At 35.3% G+C, this 16,022-nt stretch carries 19 protein-coding genes and 1 tRNA gene; 15 read left to right on the top strand and 5 right to left on the bottom strand.

Translation table 11 applies throughout. The annotated features are described in order from the left end of the window. Nucleotides 1-9: 9 nt before the first annotated feature. Nucleotides 10-567: a hypothetical protein gene (locus HAW63_01495; GenBank protein MBE8162646.1), complete on the bottom strand. Its 558-nt coding sequence runs from the start codon at nucleotides 565-567 to the stop codon at nucleotides 10-12. A 148-nt stretch (nucleotides 568-715) separates the two neighbouring features. On the opposite strand from HAW63_01495, the gene HAW63_01490 reads away from it, so the two are divergent. The 4 genes from HAW63_01490 to HAW63_01475 all read left to right on the top strand — a co-directional run bounded on the left by HAW63_01490 (nucleotide 716) and on the right by HAW63_01475 (nucleotide 6,090). Beyond that, entirely contained in the window at nucleotides 716-2,980 is a 2,265-nt protein-coding gene (locus HAW63_01490) for an aconitate hydratase (protein ID MBE8162645.1), read from the top strand. An 80-nt stretch (nucleotides 2,981-3,060) separates the two neighbouring features. Then, nucleotides 3,061-3,765 (top strand): hypothetical protein, encoded by a 705-nt coding sequence (locus tag HAW63_01485; GenBank protein MBE8162644.1) that lies wholly within the window; start codon nucleotides 3,061-3,063, stop codon nucleotides 3,763-3,765. Nucleotides 3,766-3,840: 75 nt separating this feature from the next. Next, entirely contained in the window at nucleotides 3,841-4,689 is an 849-nt protein-coding gene (locus HAW63_01480) for a purine-nucleoside phosphorylase (protein ID MBE8162643.1), read from the top strand. Between the two features lie 30 nt (nucleotides 4,690-4,719). Then, on the top strand, nucleotides 4,720-6,090 hold the full coding sequence (locus HAW63_01475; GenBank protein ID MBE8162642.1) for an amidohydrolase: 1,371 nt from the start codon (nucleotides 4,720-4,722) through the stop codon (nucleotides 6,088-6,090). On the opposite strand, the gene HAW63_01470 is transcribed toward HAW63_01475, so the two are convergent. Beyond that, entirely contained in the window at nucleotides 6,087-6,590 is a 504-nt protein-coding gene (locus HAW63_01470) for a hypothetical protein (protein ID MBE8162641.1), read from the bottom strand. The genes HAW63_01475 and HAW63_01470 overlap by 4 nt on opposite strands. A gap of 197 nt (nucleotides 6,591-6,787) precedes the next feature. Between HAW63_01470 and HAW63_01465 the strand changes: the two genes are divergently transcribed. Together HAW63_01465 and HAW63_01460 are read left to right on the top strand one after the other, a co-directional pair. Further along, entirely contained in the window at nucleotides 6,788-7,432 is a 645-nt protein-coding gene (locus HAW63_01465; GenBank protein ID MBE8162640.1) for a matrixin family metalloprotease, read from the top strand. 100 nt (nucleotides 7,433-7,532) lie between these two features. Continuing rightward, nucleotides 7,533-7,781 carry a hypothetical protein gene (locus tag HAW63_01460; protein ID MBE8162639.1) on the top strand — a complete coding sequence of 83 codons (249 nt, stop codon included), beginning with the start codon at nucleotides 7,533-7,535 and terminating at the stop codon, nucleotides 7,779-7,781. Between the two features lie 24 nt (nucleotides 7,782-7,805). Here HAW63_01460 and HAW63_01455 read toward each other — a convergent pair whose 3' ends face one another. Then, nucleotides 7,806-8,222: a hypothetical protein gene (locus tag HAW63_01455; GenBank protein MBE8162638.1), complete on the bottom strand. Its 417-nt coding sequence runs from the start codon at nucleotides 8,220-8,222 to the stop codon at nucleotides 7,806-7,808. Nucleotides 8,223-8,324: 102 nt separating this feature from the next. On the opposite strand from HAW63_01455, the gene HAW63_01450 reads away from it, so the two are divergent. Both HAW63_01450 and HAW63_01445 read left to right on the top strand, forming a co-directional pair. Next, nucleotides 8,325-8,909, top strand: a complete 585-nt coding sequence (locus tag HAW63_01450; GenBank protein MBE8162637.1) for a hypothetical protein — start codon at nucleotides 8,325-8,327, stop codon at nucleotides 8,907-8,909. Nucleotides 8,910-8,924: 15 nt separating this feature from the next. Beyond that, the gene (locus HAW63_01445; protein MBE8162636.1) at nucleotides 8,925-9,767 is read left to right on the top strand and encodes an NAD-binding protein; all 843 of its coding nucleotides are present in this window, start codon (nucleotides 8,925-8,927) and stop codon (nucleotides 9,765-9,767) included. Here HAW63_01445 and HAW63_01440 read toward each other — a convergent pair. Then, entirely contained in the window at nucleotides 9,764-10,141 is a 378-nt protein-coding gene (locus HAW63_01440; GenBank protein ID MBE8162635.1) for a zinc-ribbon domain-containing protein, read from the bottom strand. The two genes, HAW63_01445 and HAW63_01440, sit on opposite strands and share 4 nt — an antisense overlap. Nucleotides 10,142-10,253: 112 nt before the next feature. Beyond that, nucleotides 10,254-10,637, bottom strand: coding sequence for a histidine biosynthesis protein HisIE (locus HAW63_01435; GenBank protein ID MBE8162634.1), 384 nt, complete (start codon nucleotides 10,635-10,637; stop codon nucleotides 10,254-10,256). Nucleotides 10,638-10,945: 308 nt separating this feature from the next. Here HAW63_01435 and HAW63_01430 point away from each other — a divergent pair, with 308 nt between their 5' ends. From HAW63_01430 to HAW63_01400, 7 genes are all read left to right on the top strand, one after another. Further along, nucleotides 10,946-11,527, top strand: coding sequence for a hypothetical protein (locus HAW63_01430; GenBank protein MBE8162633.1), 582 nt, complete (start codon nucleotides 10,946-10,948; stop codon nucleotides 11,525-11,527). Between the two features lie 12 nt (nucleotides 11,528-11,539). Beyond that, entirely contained in the window at nucleotides 11,540-11,968 is a 429-nt protein-coding gene (locus HAW63_01425; GenBank protein ID MBE8162632.1) for a hypothetical protein, read from the top strand. Between the two features lie 23 nt (nucleotides 11,969-11,991). After that, nucleotides 11,992-12,393 carry a hypothetical protein gene (locus HAW63_01420; protein ID MBE8162631.1) on the top strand — a complete coding sequence of 134 codons (402 nt, stop codon included), beginning with the start codon at nucleotides 11,992-11,994 and terminating at the stop codon, nucleotides 12,391-12,393. A gap of 55 nt (nucleotides 12,394-12,448) precedes the next feature. Further along, nucleotides 12,449-13,675 carry a protein kinase gene (locus tag HAW63_01415; GenBank protein MBE8162630.1) on the top strand — a complete coding sequence of 409 codons (1,227 nt, stop codon included), beginning with the start codon at nucleotides 12,449-12,451 and terminating at the stop codon, nucleotides 13,673-13,675. Nucleotides 13,676-13,714: 39 nt separating this feature from the next. Further along, nucleotides 13,715-14,533 carry an undecaprenyl-diphosphate phosphatase gene (locus HAW63_01410; GenBank protein MBE8162629.1) on the top strand — a complete coding sequence of 273 codons (819 nt, stop codon included), beginning with the start codon at nucleotides 13,715-13,717 and terminating at the stop codon, nucleotides 14,531-14,533. A gap of 49 nt (nucleotides 14,534-14,582) precedes the next feature. Further along, nucleotides 14,583-15,737 carry a cystathionine gamma-synthase gene (locus HAW63_01405; GenBank protein ID MBE8162628.1) on the top strand — a complete coding sequence of 385 codons (1,155 nt, stop codon included), beginning with the start codon at nucleotides 14,583-14,585 and terminating at the stop codon, nucleotides 15,735-15,737. A gap of 100 nt (nucleotides 15,738-15,837) precedes the next feature. Then, a tRNA-Phe gene (locus HAW63_01400) sits at nucleotides 15,838-15,913 on the top strand. Nucleotides 15,914-16,022 lie beyond the last annotated feature (109 nt).

The raw sequence follows: 16,022 nt of genomic DNA, 5'->3' as shown, positions 1-16,022 counted from the left end.
ATAAAAGATTTACGGTAAGGGTAAGCTAATATTCATTCGTAACATTTTATGAGAATTGTTAGCACTAGAGACAGTTACAGAATTACGTTTGTTAAACTTTCTCCATAAATATTCTATATTAATATTAATAAAGGGAGTTCCTGTAAAGGCTAGGCTTAACTTATAACTTTTTCCAGAAAAAGGAATAGTTTTAAATTGAAATTTATGGCTTAGACCGAAAGCAGCCAGTAATCGAATTCCTGGAAGTCCAAGGCCTGCAAATACAAAACTATCTTGTGGCGAAATCGCTTCTTTTTTCCATTGCGATTTAGATAAAGAGTGTTCTAGGCCTCCCACAAAGTTTAAAAAATTATAACCAACTCGAGCTCCAAAAAACATTCCGTCAATACGGTTATCTAATAAACCGGAAGAAGAATCTATTGGCCCTGTGGGTATTGGCGTTAAGATTGCAAGCCCCGCCTCATAGCCTAAATAAGGTTCTATAAACCAACCTGCAAAGCTTTGGTTAACTAAAGCTACATTAACAGTGGCAAATACAAAAACAGCAAATAGATTTTTTTTAAACATGAGAGCCTTTGGTTTTTATTTTTTACTGTAAGGCAGTGCATAAAATTTATAGCCTTTTCCCTACAAGAGTGCTACAAGTTTATTGCTATATTCGTTTAAAGTCAAAACGAAAGCATTTAGAAATAACAAAAACAGGAGAATAAGACCTATGTCTATAAAAACAGCAATCCACCTTGTAGAATCTGTTTATGAACAAGCCAATAAAAAAATAACTTTAGCTAAAAAAACTTTAAACCGCCCTTTTACCTATGCAGAAAAAATTCTTTTTGGACATATGGCCAATGTTGACGAGCCTTCTTTGCGCTCTGTAAAACGAGGAGAAAGTTTTGTGTTTTTAAACCCCGATCGTGTGGCCATGCAAGATGCTACGGCGCAAATGGCTATGTTGCAATTTATGTTAGCTAAAAAAGAAGAGGCCGCAGTACCTGTAAGCATTCATTGTGACCATTTAATTAGAGCAGAAGAAGGGGAGTCAAAAGATATGCTTGTGACTTTTCAAGAAAATAAAGAGGTGTATGACTTTTTATCCGCATCGGCTTCGCAATATAATATTGATTTTTGGAAACCAGGGGCGGGGATTATTCACCAAGTGGTTTTAGAAAACTACGCTTTTCCTGGTGGCTTAATGATTGGAACCGATTCGCACACTCCCAATGCGGGAGGTTTAGGTATGCTAGCCGTAGGTGTTGGGGGCGCTGATGCTGTGGATGTAATGGCAGACTTAGATTGGGAAATAAAAGCCCCTCGCTTACTAGGAGTAAAGTTAACAGGAAAACTACAACCATGGAGCTCGGCCAAAGATGTTATTTTAAAACTATGTGGCTTACTAACTGTTAAAGGTGGAACAAACAAAATTATAGAATATTTTGGAGACGGTTGCGAGTCGATTAGTTGTACGGGCAAAGCTACCATTACTAATATGGGTGCAGAGCTAGGGGCCACTTGCTCGGTTTTTCCTTTCGATAAACGAATGGCTACTTATTTACGAACCACAGAGCGGGGTGACTTGGCTAGTTTAGCAGAAGAGCATGCCACTTTATTGCAAGCCGACAAAGAGGTTCAAAAAAATCCAGAAAAATATTTTGACGAGGTGGTAGAAATTAATTTATCCGAATTGGAACCCTATATTGTGGGGCCTCATAGTCCAGATAAGGCCAGACCTTTAAGTGAATTAAAAAAAGAAATTGCCGACAACCAATGGCCAGAAAAATTATCTGTAGCCTTAATTGGTTCTTGCACCAATTCTTCTTATGAAGATTTGGGTCGAGCCACGCACTTGGCTAAACAAGCTTTGGCTGCGGGTTTAAAAATGAAGTCAGGGTTTTTTATTTCTCCAGGGTCTTCACAAATAAAAAAAACCATTTCTCGAGATGGTCAGTTAAAAGTTTTAGAAGAGGTGGGCGCTGTGGTTTTATCCAACGCTTGCGGGCCTTGCATTGGCCAGTGGAATCGAAAAGATATTGAACCAGGAAAAGTAAATGCCATTGTTAGTAGTTTTAATCGTAACTTTAAGTCGCGAAATGACGGCAATCCCGAAACGCTTTCTTTTATTGCCGGCCCCGAAATGGTAATGGCCATGGGCTTGTCTGGTCGTTTAGATTTTGACCCTCAAAGAGACAGCATTACCAAAGATAACGGAGAAGAATTTAAATTTGTTGCCCCTCAAGCCGAAGAGTTGCCTGCAGATGGTTTTGTTGTAGACATGCAATCGTTTCAAAAGCCCAGTGGAAAAAAAGAAAAGGTGGCGGTTAACGCAAAGTCGACGCGCTTGCAATTACTAACTCCATTTTTTGAAAGAAAGCCTGTGGAGTATCAAAACATTAAAGTTTTATGTAAGGTTAAGGGAAAGTGCACCACAGATCATATTAGCCCCGCAGGGCCATGGTTAAAATTTAGAGGACACTTAGATAACATTTCTGACAACTTGTTAATTGGGGCTAATAATGTGTACACCTCTGCCCCGGGGAAAGGAAATAATTTATTAAATGGACAAGAGTCTCTTCCCCTTCCACAAATTGCTAGATTTTACAAAACCAACAATCAACCTTGGGTAGTTATTGGCGATGAAAATTATGGAGAGGGAAGTAGTAGAGAACATGCAGCCATGACACCTCGTCATTTAGGAGCGGTGGCTGTTATTGCAAAAAGTTTTGCTAGAATTCATGAAACCAATTTAAAAAAACAGGGAGTGTTGCCTTTTACTTTTTTAAACCTTGAGGATTATAATAAAATTCAAGAAAAAGACACCATGTGTATTAAAAATATTGCTGAGTTAGCAGAGGGAAAAAACATGGTTTTATCCATTACTCACGAAGATGATACTAAAAACGAGGTGGAATTAGTACACTCTTTAAACACAGAACAAATTAAATGGTTTTGGGCAGGTTCGGCTTTAAACTATTTGCGTAAATAATTAAAAAACCTTGCATAGCCTATAGGCTAGAACTGTAAAATTATTATTTAGCTTTTGCTTACTTGTGCCGTTAGCTTGGTATGAGTAACAAAAGTAATATTATCAATTTTTCAGAAAAAATAAAAAAAACAGACAGCACTTTTAGCGAACCTTCTTCAAAAACGAAAGCAAGCGCTACTTCGAAAGAAGCAGAAAATAAAGAAGTAAAAAACATAGTTAACTTTCCGGGTTCTAAAACTACCAGCATTAAAAAAGCTTTGGACGCCGATCAAAAATTTAAAGCGGTTTTAGGCGGTCGTGTTATTTCTACCTTATTGGGAATGATTGTACTAACTGTTGGAGTGCAATCACTATGGTTATCTACTAACGACTCTAAAAAGGAAGGCCGCGGTTTGGCTAGTAGCATTGGTCGCAGTTTAGCTAGCATGGAAGCCTATTTAAGTGGATCAAAGCGAGGAGTGGCCAGTGTGGCAAAGCAGCCAAGCCAGTTAGAGGGTTTTATTTTTGGATCCCTGCGTGGCCGTTACACTGTAGAAACAGAAGGTTTATTTATTAAAGCGATTTCCTCTAATGGAAAGTTTATCCAAATTGCTAGCGCAGCTCGATTTGTAAAAAAGCACAAAGGATTATGGGCAGTACAATTTACAACCTTAAAACTGGCTCGATTTAACAAAAAGGGAAAAGTTTATATTTTGTTTAAAGGGGAAGAGGCTGTAGGTAGGGCTATTGTTAGTGTAGACAGGCAAGGGAACTTGCAGTCTTTAGAATTTAAAAAAAATCTTTAAGAAAGTTTAAGAAGGCCAACAAAAAAAATTCTCTTTTGTTGATTAAGTCTACAAAATGTACTAAAAGCTTTAGCTATGAGTGCATTTTTAAAATCAGAGTATAAAAAAGCCAATATTAATATTCCAGAAGTTCATTTTGTTTTGGGCTCAGGTTATGGGCAAGCCCTTAATAGCTTAAAGCAAGATCAGCGTTTTTCTGAGGTGTGGAAAGAAAAGCTGGTACTAAACTTTGCAGAAGTTCCTGGTTTATGTGCTACTTCTGTGGAGGGGCATGGCGGAGCTTATTATTATTTTGAAAATCAAAAAACCAAAGCGACTATTTGCATACAAGTGGGAAGGTTGCATGGCTATGAAGGTTTAGACTCTAAGCTAGTGGTTAAAACCGTTACCGAGCCAGCAATGGCAGGAACAAAAAAGTTTATTTTAACTAATGCGGCTGGCGGTTTAACAGAAAAATTTTCTGTAGGATCGGTAATGGTAATAAATGACCATGTTAATTTAACAGGAAAAAACCCTTTGCACGGCCCTAACCCAACAGATGAAAACAATGTAGCCTTAGGCCCTCGATTTTTAGATTTAAGTTCTTGTTATGACAAAGCTCTTACAAAAGCCGTAAAAAATTCTCTTAAAAAAGAAGACTTAGAGGTTAATGAAGGGGTGTATTTAGGCCTAAGCGGACCAAGTTTTGAAACTCCTGCAGAAGTGAGGCTGTTTGCCTCTTGGAATTTGCAAGCTGTGGGAATGTCTACCGTTTGGGAAAGCATAGCCCTAAATCATTTAGGGGCTACTGTGGCGGGGGTATCCTTAATTAGCAATATGGCTTGTGGTTTAGGAGACCAAAAAGCTTTAGAGCATAATTTAGTAATAGAAGCCTCTAAGCAATCGGCACATAAAATTTTAAATGCATTAGTAAACTTAGTGTAACCGACTTTAATAGTTGTATGGGGAAGCTTTATGTCTAGCGTTGTTCATTCAGTTGTTCATTCAAAGGAAAAAGATTTTTCTTTAGTAAAGTATTTAGTCTGCTCTAGGTTTTTATCTATGAAGCAGGGTAAAGCTTTTATCGAACGAGATAAAGTTATTGAAGTGGCTCAAGAAAAAATTAAAGCCATTTATTCTTTAAAAGAATTTGAAACTATTAAAAGCAAAAAAGATTTTTTAGAAAAAAGTGTTATTTATTTAAACCACCATGTGGTAATGCCAGGCTTAATTAACACCCATACGCATTTAGCTATGTCTTTATTTAGAGGCTTAGCTAACGATCTTTCTTTTCAAGATTGGTTGTTTAAAAATATTTTACCTTTAGAAGAAAAAATGGTCGACCCTCCCTTTGTAAACCTTGGAGTAGAGTTGGCTTTGTTAGAATTAATTCAAAATGGAACAACCACCGCTTGCGATATGTACTTTCATCAAAGCGAAGCGGCAAAAGTTTTTGACAAAATGGGTTTGCGCGCTTTTTTAGGAGAAGCCATTAATGATGGAAGAGAAGGTTGGGTAGAAAGAGTGGAGAGTTTACAAAACATATATAAAAACAACAACCGCATTACTGTTTGTTTAGCTCCTCATGCACCCTACACTTGTGGTGATGATTTATTAGAAGAGGTGTCGGGTTATTCTAAGTTACATAATACGCCTGTGTTTATTCATGTGTCGGAAACCGAGCAAGAAGTTGCAGAGTCTAAAAAAAAATACGGACAGACTCCTGTGGAGAGACTAGATCACTTAGGTCTAACTGGAAAAAACGCGGTATTTGTTCACTGTGTGCATTTGTCTGAAAAAGATATTCAAATTTTAAAAAATACAAAAACAGCAGTATCGCATAACCCCGAATCAAATATGAAGTTGGGGTCGGGAAGAGCGCCATTGGCACAATTATTAGAAGCCAATATTGCTGTGGGGTTAGGTACTGACGGTGCAGCTAGTAATAATAACTTAAATCTGTGGGGAGAGGTGGACACTGCAGCTAAGTTACACAAATTGCAAGATGTAGAAAATTTAAGTGTAAGCTCAGAGGCCTTACTAAATATGATGACCTATGGCGCGGCCCAAGCCATTGGGCAAGAAAATAATTTAGGAAGTTTAGAGCCTGGTAAGTTTGCAGACATTATTGCTTTAGATATTAACTATCCTCACCTAAGACCTTTAGAAGATTTAATTAGTCACCTAGTGTATTCTGCCTCTGGCTTAGAGGTGGATTTTGTAATGTGTGGAGCAAAGGTTATTAAATTTAAAAACAATATTTTAAATGTAAATGTAAGCCAAATTTTGGACCAAGCCGAACAGATGCGGCTAAAAATTAAACAGGCCCATAATAGTATTAACTAGTTTAGCGTTTGCGAGCTAAGGCCCAAGCTATGTAAGTGAGGTGTGTGAAAATTCCACTCCATACCTACTTTTTTTCCGCCATTTAATACCGCATTATAAACTTGGTTTAAAAACAAAAAGTCTTCCGAGTTTCCAGAATTGCGAAGACTAGCTTCGAAGGCTTCAAGGATGTTTAATAAATCTATGCTCGACACCACTTCTGGCAAGGAGTTTTTATTTAGTAATAAACTTTTTACTGGAGAGAAGCCAATTAAATCACTAGTTAATATACATTTAGTATTGTTAATAAAGTTTAATTGGATATAACTTTCTTTTCGTGCATCTTTAGAAAAAGAAATATAGTCAATGTGATGGAAAAAAATTTTTAAAAAGCTTTTGTCCTCTAACTGCTCTATTATAATATAATCGTTAGTACTTTTCTTTATTTGTAAGCCTGACGCCTTATTAATAAAACTGAGTAGCGTACTTTTATTTTCTAGGCTGAATGTTTGTGCTTTCATATACTGTTTCCTTATTGTTCCTATGAAAGCTATCGACATTTAGGCCTCTCTCTTAAGCTTTAGTTTCAAAACAATACAAAGAACTATGTAAAATATTTTAACAACAGGCAGGTGTATAATTGTTATACAGAAATTTCAAAAAAACATGACTAAGGCTAGTGTCTATTTTTTTAATTGTAGCCGATGACCTGGTTAGTATGAAAACACCTTTAATACTATTAGTATGCAGCTTCTTTTTAAGCTCTTGTTTAGAGGGAATATTTTTGTCCCCCGAAGAAGGTTGTAACTTTTCTCAATACAAAGGGCAGCGAGTGGCATGGAATAACTTGCCTATAAACTTGTTTATGGATGACGGGACTAATGAACTGCAGCGAAAGGCTGTAACCGAGGCAGTAGACGCTATTCATAAACAGCACAATAAAATATTTTTTAATATAGTAATGGGAGTTACGCCCTCTTTAAAATGGCAAAAAGCCTGGGGAAATAGTGCAACCATAGAACAAGATGGAAAGTCTGGTATTTATTGGATTAGCACTACATGGCCTAAACAATTTCATAGTAAACAAGCTATAACTCGTACTCGCTGGAGAGGGGCATCGATTATAGAGGCAGATGTTATAATTAATGCCTCGGCTTATGACTTTTTTTTAAAAGTGGCTAAACCATCGGGTGTGGATTTAAAGTCTTTATATATTCACGAGTTATTACATGTTGTGGGCTTAAAACACATAAAAGAAGACCCTGAAAGCGTGATGAACCCCGTTTTACCCTATGGCGCCCAGCCACAAAGACGCCAACTGTCTAGTATAGATAAGGCCTCTTTAGACTGTGAGTACAAATAAGAGACACTTTTTTGGCACAAAACTTGATATATAAATTGTAAGATTATTTAAGTTTTATAATCTTATAATTAATACTAAGCTAGGCTTGCTAGGAGTTATAGTGTCTAAGTTGTCGTTAGTAGTATCACAAGAAAGGGTTTTAAATTTTTCTGAAGAAGAAAAATTTTTAAGCATTTCTTCAGCGCGCAAGCCAAGTTTAGACTTTGCATCCAAGCCCATTAACCTTCATGCCTGCTCTGTGGACGAATTACTTTTTACATTGCAAAACTCTTTGGTTCAGTTAAAAACGGCGCAATCGCAAGTCAGCTTTTTAGCAGACGAATTACTAACTTTAACAAAAAAATATTAATAGTTTAACAACAGAGTTTTGTTGTTAATGACTGTCTTCTCGTTCTATTTCTTCCACATTAATTTGCTCACCATTTTGGTATCGCTGTACTAGATTTTGGTCTCGAGTGGGAAAAGAAAGCAACAAAGTGTGTGATTGAGCTTGCGAGTCTTCTAAGGTTACCGCGATATACCAAAATTTTTTCTCCACACTGTCTAGGGAGTAATCTTTAATAAAGCTAACTAAAATGTCTTGTTCGCCACTCATAGAGCGCCAAACTTCTGTGGGCTCTTCTATGCTGGCTTCTCTGTATTTGGAGTAGTCTTGAAATTGTGAGGGCGAAATGTCTTCGCTAGTTCTAAGGCTTAACATGGCATCATACAAGCCCACAGCAAGGGGAAGGTCTTGAAACAAAGCATCTCCATCGATAGCTGCTTCTTGGTGTTTTAATTTTTTTGCCATGCTTTTTTAGTTTAGAACTTCTTTTGTCTTATGGGAAGAAAAAAGTTTTGCTTTTAACGAGCTTTCTCCTTAATATAGTTTTATAATTTAAAGGAGACACTTATGATAAAATATATATTTTTAACTATTATTGCAATGACACAATTATCTTGTGGAGGTGGTTCTGGTGGAGGTTCTTTTGGCGAGCGTGGAAAACGATCTTCTGTAGATTTATCTTCCTTTCCTGGCAGGGTTAGTTATTCACGATCTTCTGCGATAGATTTTTTATGGCCAGCAGGTCCAAGAAATCCGGGTAATAATCTTACGGATATATTTTTTAAGGGAAGCCTAAGTTACTCTGGTCGTAATATTACAGGAGGGTCCCTTCAAATTGCATTCGAGGACCAGTTTCAAACTACCGAAAGAGGCGTATTTGCCCCTACTTTTAGGCACTATAATCCGGGCAGCACTCTAAGAAAGTACGGTAGGCCTTATGTAGAACTAGATAATAATGGCTGTGTTAGGCGCTTTGCAGCCTATTTGCAAGATAACTTTGGTACGATTATTATCAGCGGACAGTCTGGGAACTGGAATAATGGAAGGGGGCTAGGCGGGATTATAAATTTTGAAACTAAAAATGGGCTTTATAAGCCATTAGGAGATTTTATAATACCTTATGAAGATTTATTTTCAAGATGCACTAACTAGTAGAAAAGGGTCGTTATGAATATTTCTATTATTGGCGCTGGGCAAATGGGCTCGGGCATTGCTCAAGTTTTAGCACAAAAAAATCACAGCGTTACTTTAATAGACCAAAGTTCTAAAATTTTAGAGACAGCAGTAAATAGTATTTCCACTAGCTGTGACCGGTTAATTAAAAAAGAAAAAATTTCTTTAAAAGAGAAAGAAAATATTTTGTCTTTAATCACTTGTGCGCAAGATTTAAAATCAGCAAAAAATAGCGATTTTGTTATCGAAGCCGTTAGCGAAAACATTGCTTTAAAATTAAAAATTTTTAAAGAGCTAGATGCTATTTGTAAACCAGAAGCCATTTTATGCTCTAACACTTCTTCTATTTCTATTACTAAAATTGCAGGGCATACCAATAGACCAGACAAAGTTATGGGTATGCATTTTATGAACCCCGTTCCCATTATGAAGTTGGTAGAGGGCATTAAAGCCTTGCAAACCTCTCAAGACACTTTTTTAAAAGTAAAGCAACTAGCAGAAAGCTTAGAAAAAGTTTTTGTAAAATCAAGCAAAGACATGCCAGGGTTTATTATCAATCGCATTTTAATGCCAATGATTAACGAAGCCGTTTTTGTCCTTCACGAAGGGGTGGCTAGCGTGGAAGATATTGATTTAGGAATGAAATTAGGAACGAATCAACCCATGGGGCCGTTGGCTTTAGCCGATTTTATTGGGTTAGATACCTGCTTGGCGATTATGGAAGTTTTAGACACAGGTTTAGGGGGAGGAAAATATACTCCTTGTCCCTTATTAGTAAAGTATGTGGAGGCGGGTTGGTTAGGAAGAAAGTCAGGAAAAGGCTTTTATTCTTATTAAGCCGAGGTACCTGCATGTCCACAGTAGGGGCAAAATTTCCAATCTTGTTCAATTTCGCTAGAGCATTGAACGCAAAACTCATCACTATCATCATGCCAGTGATCTTTTTTGTGAACTAAAATTTGTCCAATAATAACAAGTACAGGGATAGTGGTTGCAATTTGCTTTACTAAAAATATGGTAGAGTCTTCTTTCCAAGCAGTATAAGTTAGTACCCCAAACCCCACGGCCAGTAATATGTGATACACCATGGATAAATCTCTTACTTCTTTATGTATGTGGATTTTCCATATTTGAAACCAATAGCTACAAGAAAGAATTACTATTGCAATCCATGAAATAACGGTAGTGGCATCAAAGCTAGTTACATTCATTATTATTATAGTACCTTAAAAATAGTCACTGTAAACAAAAAAAAAGGACTGTAAATTTACAGTCCTTTGATTTAAAAATTGCCAGCGTGTTTGTTTCGTTAAAAAAATATATTTATCTTTTTTTACGAGTAGTACGCTTTTTAGTAACTTTTTTTCTTTTAGTAACTTTCTTCTTTTTAGCAACTTTTTTTCTTTTAGTTACTTTCTTCTTTTTCTTAGTTACTTTCTTCTTTTTAGCAACTTTTCTTTTAGTTACTTTCTTCTTTTTCTTAGTAACTTTCTTCTTTTTAGCAACTTTTTTTCTTTTAGTTACTTTCTTCTTTCTTTTAGTTACTTTCTTCTTTTTAGTAACTTTTTTTCTTTTAGTAACTTTTTTTCTTTTAGTTACTTTCTTTTTAGCAACCTTTCTTTTAGTTACTTTCTTTTTAGCAACTTTTCTTTTAGTTGCTTTTTTTCTTACAACTTTTCTTTTAGTTGTTTTCTTTTTTACTGCCATAACATCCTCCCAGGAGTTTTTTTTAAATTGCATTCGTGCTGGCTTATTTTTTATTCTGAAACCTATAACACTAATCGTCAATAAAAAAATAAACTTTAGTGTAGTTGGATATATTTTTGCAGTTTTATAAAAATATGAACTTTTTTTCCTTTAGCATTTATGGATTGCATTTATACTTCGGATATTGGGTTTTATTTCGGACTTTAACAGCATTAAAAAACAAATCCTACTTTTCTAATTCTTTTTTAACGGGCCTTGTGTCCTTATATATAGGCGGTTGCATTGTTTTTATGGGTTTTTTTAGCCAAATGATATTTTGGTATTTGTGGATTTATGGCTTCAGCTTATTAATTATCTTAATAGAGAAACTATTTTCTATTTATAAAAGAAAGCAATTTTACATTATATTACTATCTTTTTTAGACATTTTGATTTTAAAAATACAGTTGGGAGAATCGTTTAGAGCTGGTGTTATTTATGCTACAAATCGGTTTGAGGGCTATGTTAGGGGTCAATTAGAGCATCTTTTACAATATATTATCTTAATGCACCAGCCTTCTAGGGCTAGTTATCCAAAGTATATTTTAGATTTTATTAAAGAGCTTCAATTTGCAGAAAAAAGCCCGCACCGAGCCTTAGAAACCTTAAAACATTATCAAGAATCGTTAAAATTTACTAATAATTTAAAGAAAAAGTATATGGATGTTACCTATCAGGTTTATGCTCAAACGATTATTATGGCGTTGTTATTTATAAGTTTATTGCTTTATACCATTTTTAATTACCATTTTTTTGAGCATTTAATTTTAATTTTATCTTCGGTGGCACTATTTTTTACAGGAATTTTGTTAGTTTTAATTTATGGAAAAAAATGGAAGTGGAAATTTTAAAATAAGGCATTTATGAAGCTACCTAGTATATTATCCTGCACTTCTTATATTACTTTAAGCCTAAAACAAGGGGTTTACTTAAAATTAAGTTTAAATACGTGGGTTTTTGAAAATTCAGATGCTTTTGCGCTAGAATTGCGAGAATTTTTGCAACATTGGGAGTCGGGCGCTAGCTTAGACGCATTAATAAAGAAAAAAAGTTCCTATTTAAAAAGTAGTTTCTTCGAGCTATTGCATTTTGGCTTACAGGGAAGAAGCGTGTATGCCCCTTTAAAAGCTTTAGAAAAAGAATTATTTGAAGAAGCTTGGCGACAGGCGCACCGCCAATTATCTAAATTACCCTATATTATGTTAGTTCCTTTGTTGTTTTTTCAATTACCCGCTTTTTTATTACTACTTTTTGGGCCATTATTGCAAAATTTTTTAAACCAATTGTCGTAAAATTATCACAAAAGGAGATTTAGGTGGAAAAGCTATTGTTATTACTTTTGCTACAAGAGCAAGGGGTGTTGGAAAGCAAACATTCGTTTTTGTTGGGCGTAAAAACCAAAAAAGAATATGCTAAAAATATTTTTTTAAAAAAACAAAATAAGCGATTGTTGGCTTTGTGTAAAAGAGAGGTACAATTGCAACACATCCCCCTCCATTGTTGGAAGTTAGAGGTGCAATGGGCTAGGTATTTTCCTGTTAATTTAAAGGCCAAAAAGGCTAGATTATCTTTATTAAGCCAGTTGTGTGCAAAAAATGTAACTGTAATAAAAAAAGAAAAGGAATTGTTAGGGCTAGACTTAAAAAGCTTACCTAAGGATTGCGCTAAAAAGGTAAAATACTCATTAAAAACAATAAGTTACAGAAAGCAGAAATAAGCTTTTTTTTATAGTTTTTTCCGTCTTTTGGTTAAATTATTGAATATTAAGGCTTATGCCTAAAAAATTTCAGCCTCAGTCTTTTTCCTATAATGTTTGTGCTAAAATAGGAGAAGGCTTGCATAGCGAAGTTTATAAGGTCGTAAAAGCCGATGAGAGTCATAATTTATCTCAGGTTATGGCTTTAAAAATTTTAAAATCTAAGGTTTTAGCAGATATTTGGAAAAGGGAATTTGAAAGCTTATCCAAAATTTTTTCTAACTATTGTGTTCGTATTTTGGGCTGGGAGTGGATATTAGGACGGCCGGCCTTAGTGTTAGAATATATTGAAGGGGTGTCTTTACAAAATTTATTAGATCAAGGTTCTTTGTCCATTTTAGAAATAAACTGTATTTGCACACAATTATATTGGGGCTTAAGCGATTTACAAAAATTTGGAGTTGCTCATGGAGATATAAACCCACGCAATATTTTATTTACTTTGCAGGGGAGTTTAAAGCTTATTGATTTTGGAGTGCAGGGAGAAAGCTTAGAAGTTTTGTACACGAGCCCAAAATTTTGTGCGCCAGAGCTATTTTACGAAAAGCAACCCTGCTATGAAAGTGATTTATATAGTTTAGGTATCTTAAGACAGCTTTTATTACAAAGCTCGGGCATAGAATTAAAAAAACAGGATTTAGAGTTTTTTAATATCTTAACAAGTGCTAATCCAAAAGAAAGAAGCTCTGCTTTTTTAGAGAAAAAAAATGCCTTGCAGGAGTGGTTTTATTCTGACGAAGAAGTAAAAAGTTTGTGTAAAAAAATTGCATATTCCTTTTTACAAAGCCAAAAGCATCAAGAAAAAACTAAAAAAATAGAAAACTTTCACTTATTTCCAGGGGCTGATAAAAACGAGAGGCTTAGAAAGATTATTTTTAAACTAAACCTATGGTTACCAAAGTCACTGCAGATTATAAAAGTTTCGCTGTTACAAAGCCTATTAAAATCATCTTTGTATTTATTTTTTATCGCCAATTTTTTAATGTTTATGCCTTACTCCTCTCCAATTAATAAGCCATTAAAGTTTGCACAAGCTTACTCTAGCTTGTCTATTTTTACAGACAGTTGGAAAAAGGTGTTTATTGACGAGGTGTTTGTGGGGTACACTCCTGTTATTTCTTTATCCTTACGGGTAGGCTGGCACCATATGCAGTGGGTTTCTGGTCAAGATAAGGGGCAAGCCACTTTTTTTGTACCCTCTAAAGCGCCGCTAATTTTGCAAAGTAGTTTTTTTAAAAGGTAAGACTTTGCTTTTACAGCTAACCTTAGGTAGCTTTAAAGAATGTGGAGCATAGTTATTTTAGCAATATTGCAAGGGGTAACAGAATTTTTTCCTGTATCTAGTTCGGGGCATCTATCCTTGTTAGAAAATTTTTTTTCCTTTAACCCCTCAGAAGCGCTAGGAATAGGGTTGGTTTTGCATTTAGGCACAGTGCTTTCTGTTTTGGTTTTTTATAGAAAAGTGTTATTTTTGTTTTTAAAAAATCTTGGTAAGTATAAAAAATTTATGTTGTGCATTATAGTAGCTTGTTTTCCCACAGGGGTTATAGGTTTGTTATTAAAAAACACAGTACAGGCAATGGTTTTTAATTTGCCATTAATTGCTGTATTCTTTTTTATAACTGCTGTGGTTTTATTATTTAGTTATTGGGGAAGAAAACGCTTTGGGCAAGGCGAAGGAAGTGTCGAGGGGGACTTTTCTTTAAAACATAATTCAAAATTATTACTATCTAGCTTAGATCACTTAAGTATAAAAGCAGCTTTTTTTATTGGTTGCGTGCAGGGCATATCTGTTTTTCCGGGGTTAAGTCGGTCGGGATTAACTATTGCTACAGGCAGGCTGTTGGGCTTGCCACCTTTGACGGCCGGATTTTTTAGTTTTGCTTTAATGGTGCCAGTAATTTTAGGAGCGTCTTTGTTAGAGTTTTCTACGGTGTCTTACACTTCGGTTTCTATGTTTAAAATGTTTGTAGGCTTTATGGTATCGTTTCTTGTGGGGCTTGTTGTATTAAAGGCTTTGCAGTCTATTTTAGTTAAAGATAAATTGTATTACTTTTCGTACTATTTATTATTGTTAATCCTTGGCATATATCTTATGTAATATTAGAATAATTTTTTATATCATTAAGCAGTAACAACAAAGGGGAAATATGAAAAACACTAAAAACAAACTCGGCTTTTCTACTCGTGCTATTCATGCTGGGCAAGAACCAGACAAAGAAACAGGGGCGGTTATGACTCCTGTGTATATGAGTTCTACTTTTGTGCAAAAATCTCCAGGAAAACATACGGGTTATGAATACAGCAGAACCTCTAATCCCACTCGAAAGGCTTATGAAGATTGTTTAGCTAGTCTTGAGGGGGGTTGCGCTGGTTTTGCGCTGGCCTCTGGTTCGGCTGCAACAAGTTTGGTTTTGCATTTATTAAAACCAGGGGATCATATTATTGCAGGCGATGATATGTATGGCGGTACTTTTCGATTATTTGACAAAGTATTTAAAAAATTAGGTTTAGAGTTTTCTTTTGTAGATTTGTCAAAAGAGGACTGGACCTCTTTTATTAAAGACAATACAAAAATGATTTGGTTAGAAACGCCCACTAACCCAACATTAAAAATTTTTGATATACAAAAAATTGCCGACCATGCTCATAAAAAAAATATTTTATTATCCGTAGACAATACTTTTATGAGCCCTTATTTTCAGCAACCTTTAAGTTTGGGGGCCGACATTGTTGTACACTCTGTTACTAAGTTTATTAATGGGCACAGTGATATTATTGGAGGAGCTATTGTAGTTAAAGATAAAGCTTTGTCAGAACAAATCGCTTTTTTAAGTAATTCTATAGGGGCTATAGCAAGCACTTTTGATTCTTATTTAGCCCTAAGAAGTTTAAAAACTTTAGCAGTGCGCATGGAAAAGCACCAAGAAAACGCTTTGTGTGTGGCTAATTTTTTAGAAAAGCACGAAAGAGTGGCTAAAGTTATTTATCCAGGATTAAAAAATCACCCACAACACCAGTTAGCCTGCAAACAAATGAGCGGGTTTGGCGGCGTTGTTTCTTTTTATATAAAAGGAGGCGTTAAGGATGCTTGTAAATTTTTAGAAAATTTAAAACTCTTTTTTTTAGCAGAAAGTTTGGGAGGGGTAGAGTCTTTAGCGCAACACCCAGGTATTATGACTCATGCTTCGGTGCCCAAAGAGCAAAGAGCATCTTTGGGTATTGATGATACGCTTATTCGTTTAAGTATAGGTATTGAAAACAAAGAGGATTTGTTGGCCGATATTAGCCAAGCCTTAGGTTAGCGCTTTTAAAAAGCCTATTTTTTTACTTAGTAGCCAGTTAATTTTTTAGGAAATTTGCTTGCCCTTAATAGACAGAGCTAGTAAATTAGGTTCTTGTTGTGGCTTGATAGCTCAGTTGGTAGAGCAGAGGACTGAAAATCCTTGTGTCGGCGGTTCAAGTCCGCCTCGAGCCACCACTTCTTCTTTCTTAAACTAACTTACAATCAGTGGTTGCAAAAACCCTCTAGCATTTAGTCTAGGTTTTTTTATTTTTTTATTTAATTCATTAATTGACCGATTAATTAC

The organism is Pseudobdellovibrionaceae bacterium, from assembly GCA_015163855.1.
In the GTDB taxonomy this organism is placed as follows: domain Bacteria; phylum Bdellovibrionota; class Bdellovibrionia; order Bdellovibrionales; family UBA1609; genus JAAOIH01.
This window is presented reverse-complemented; position numbering and strand designations above follow the sequence as displayed.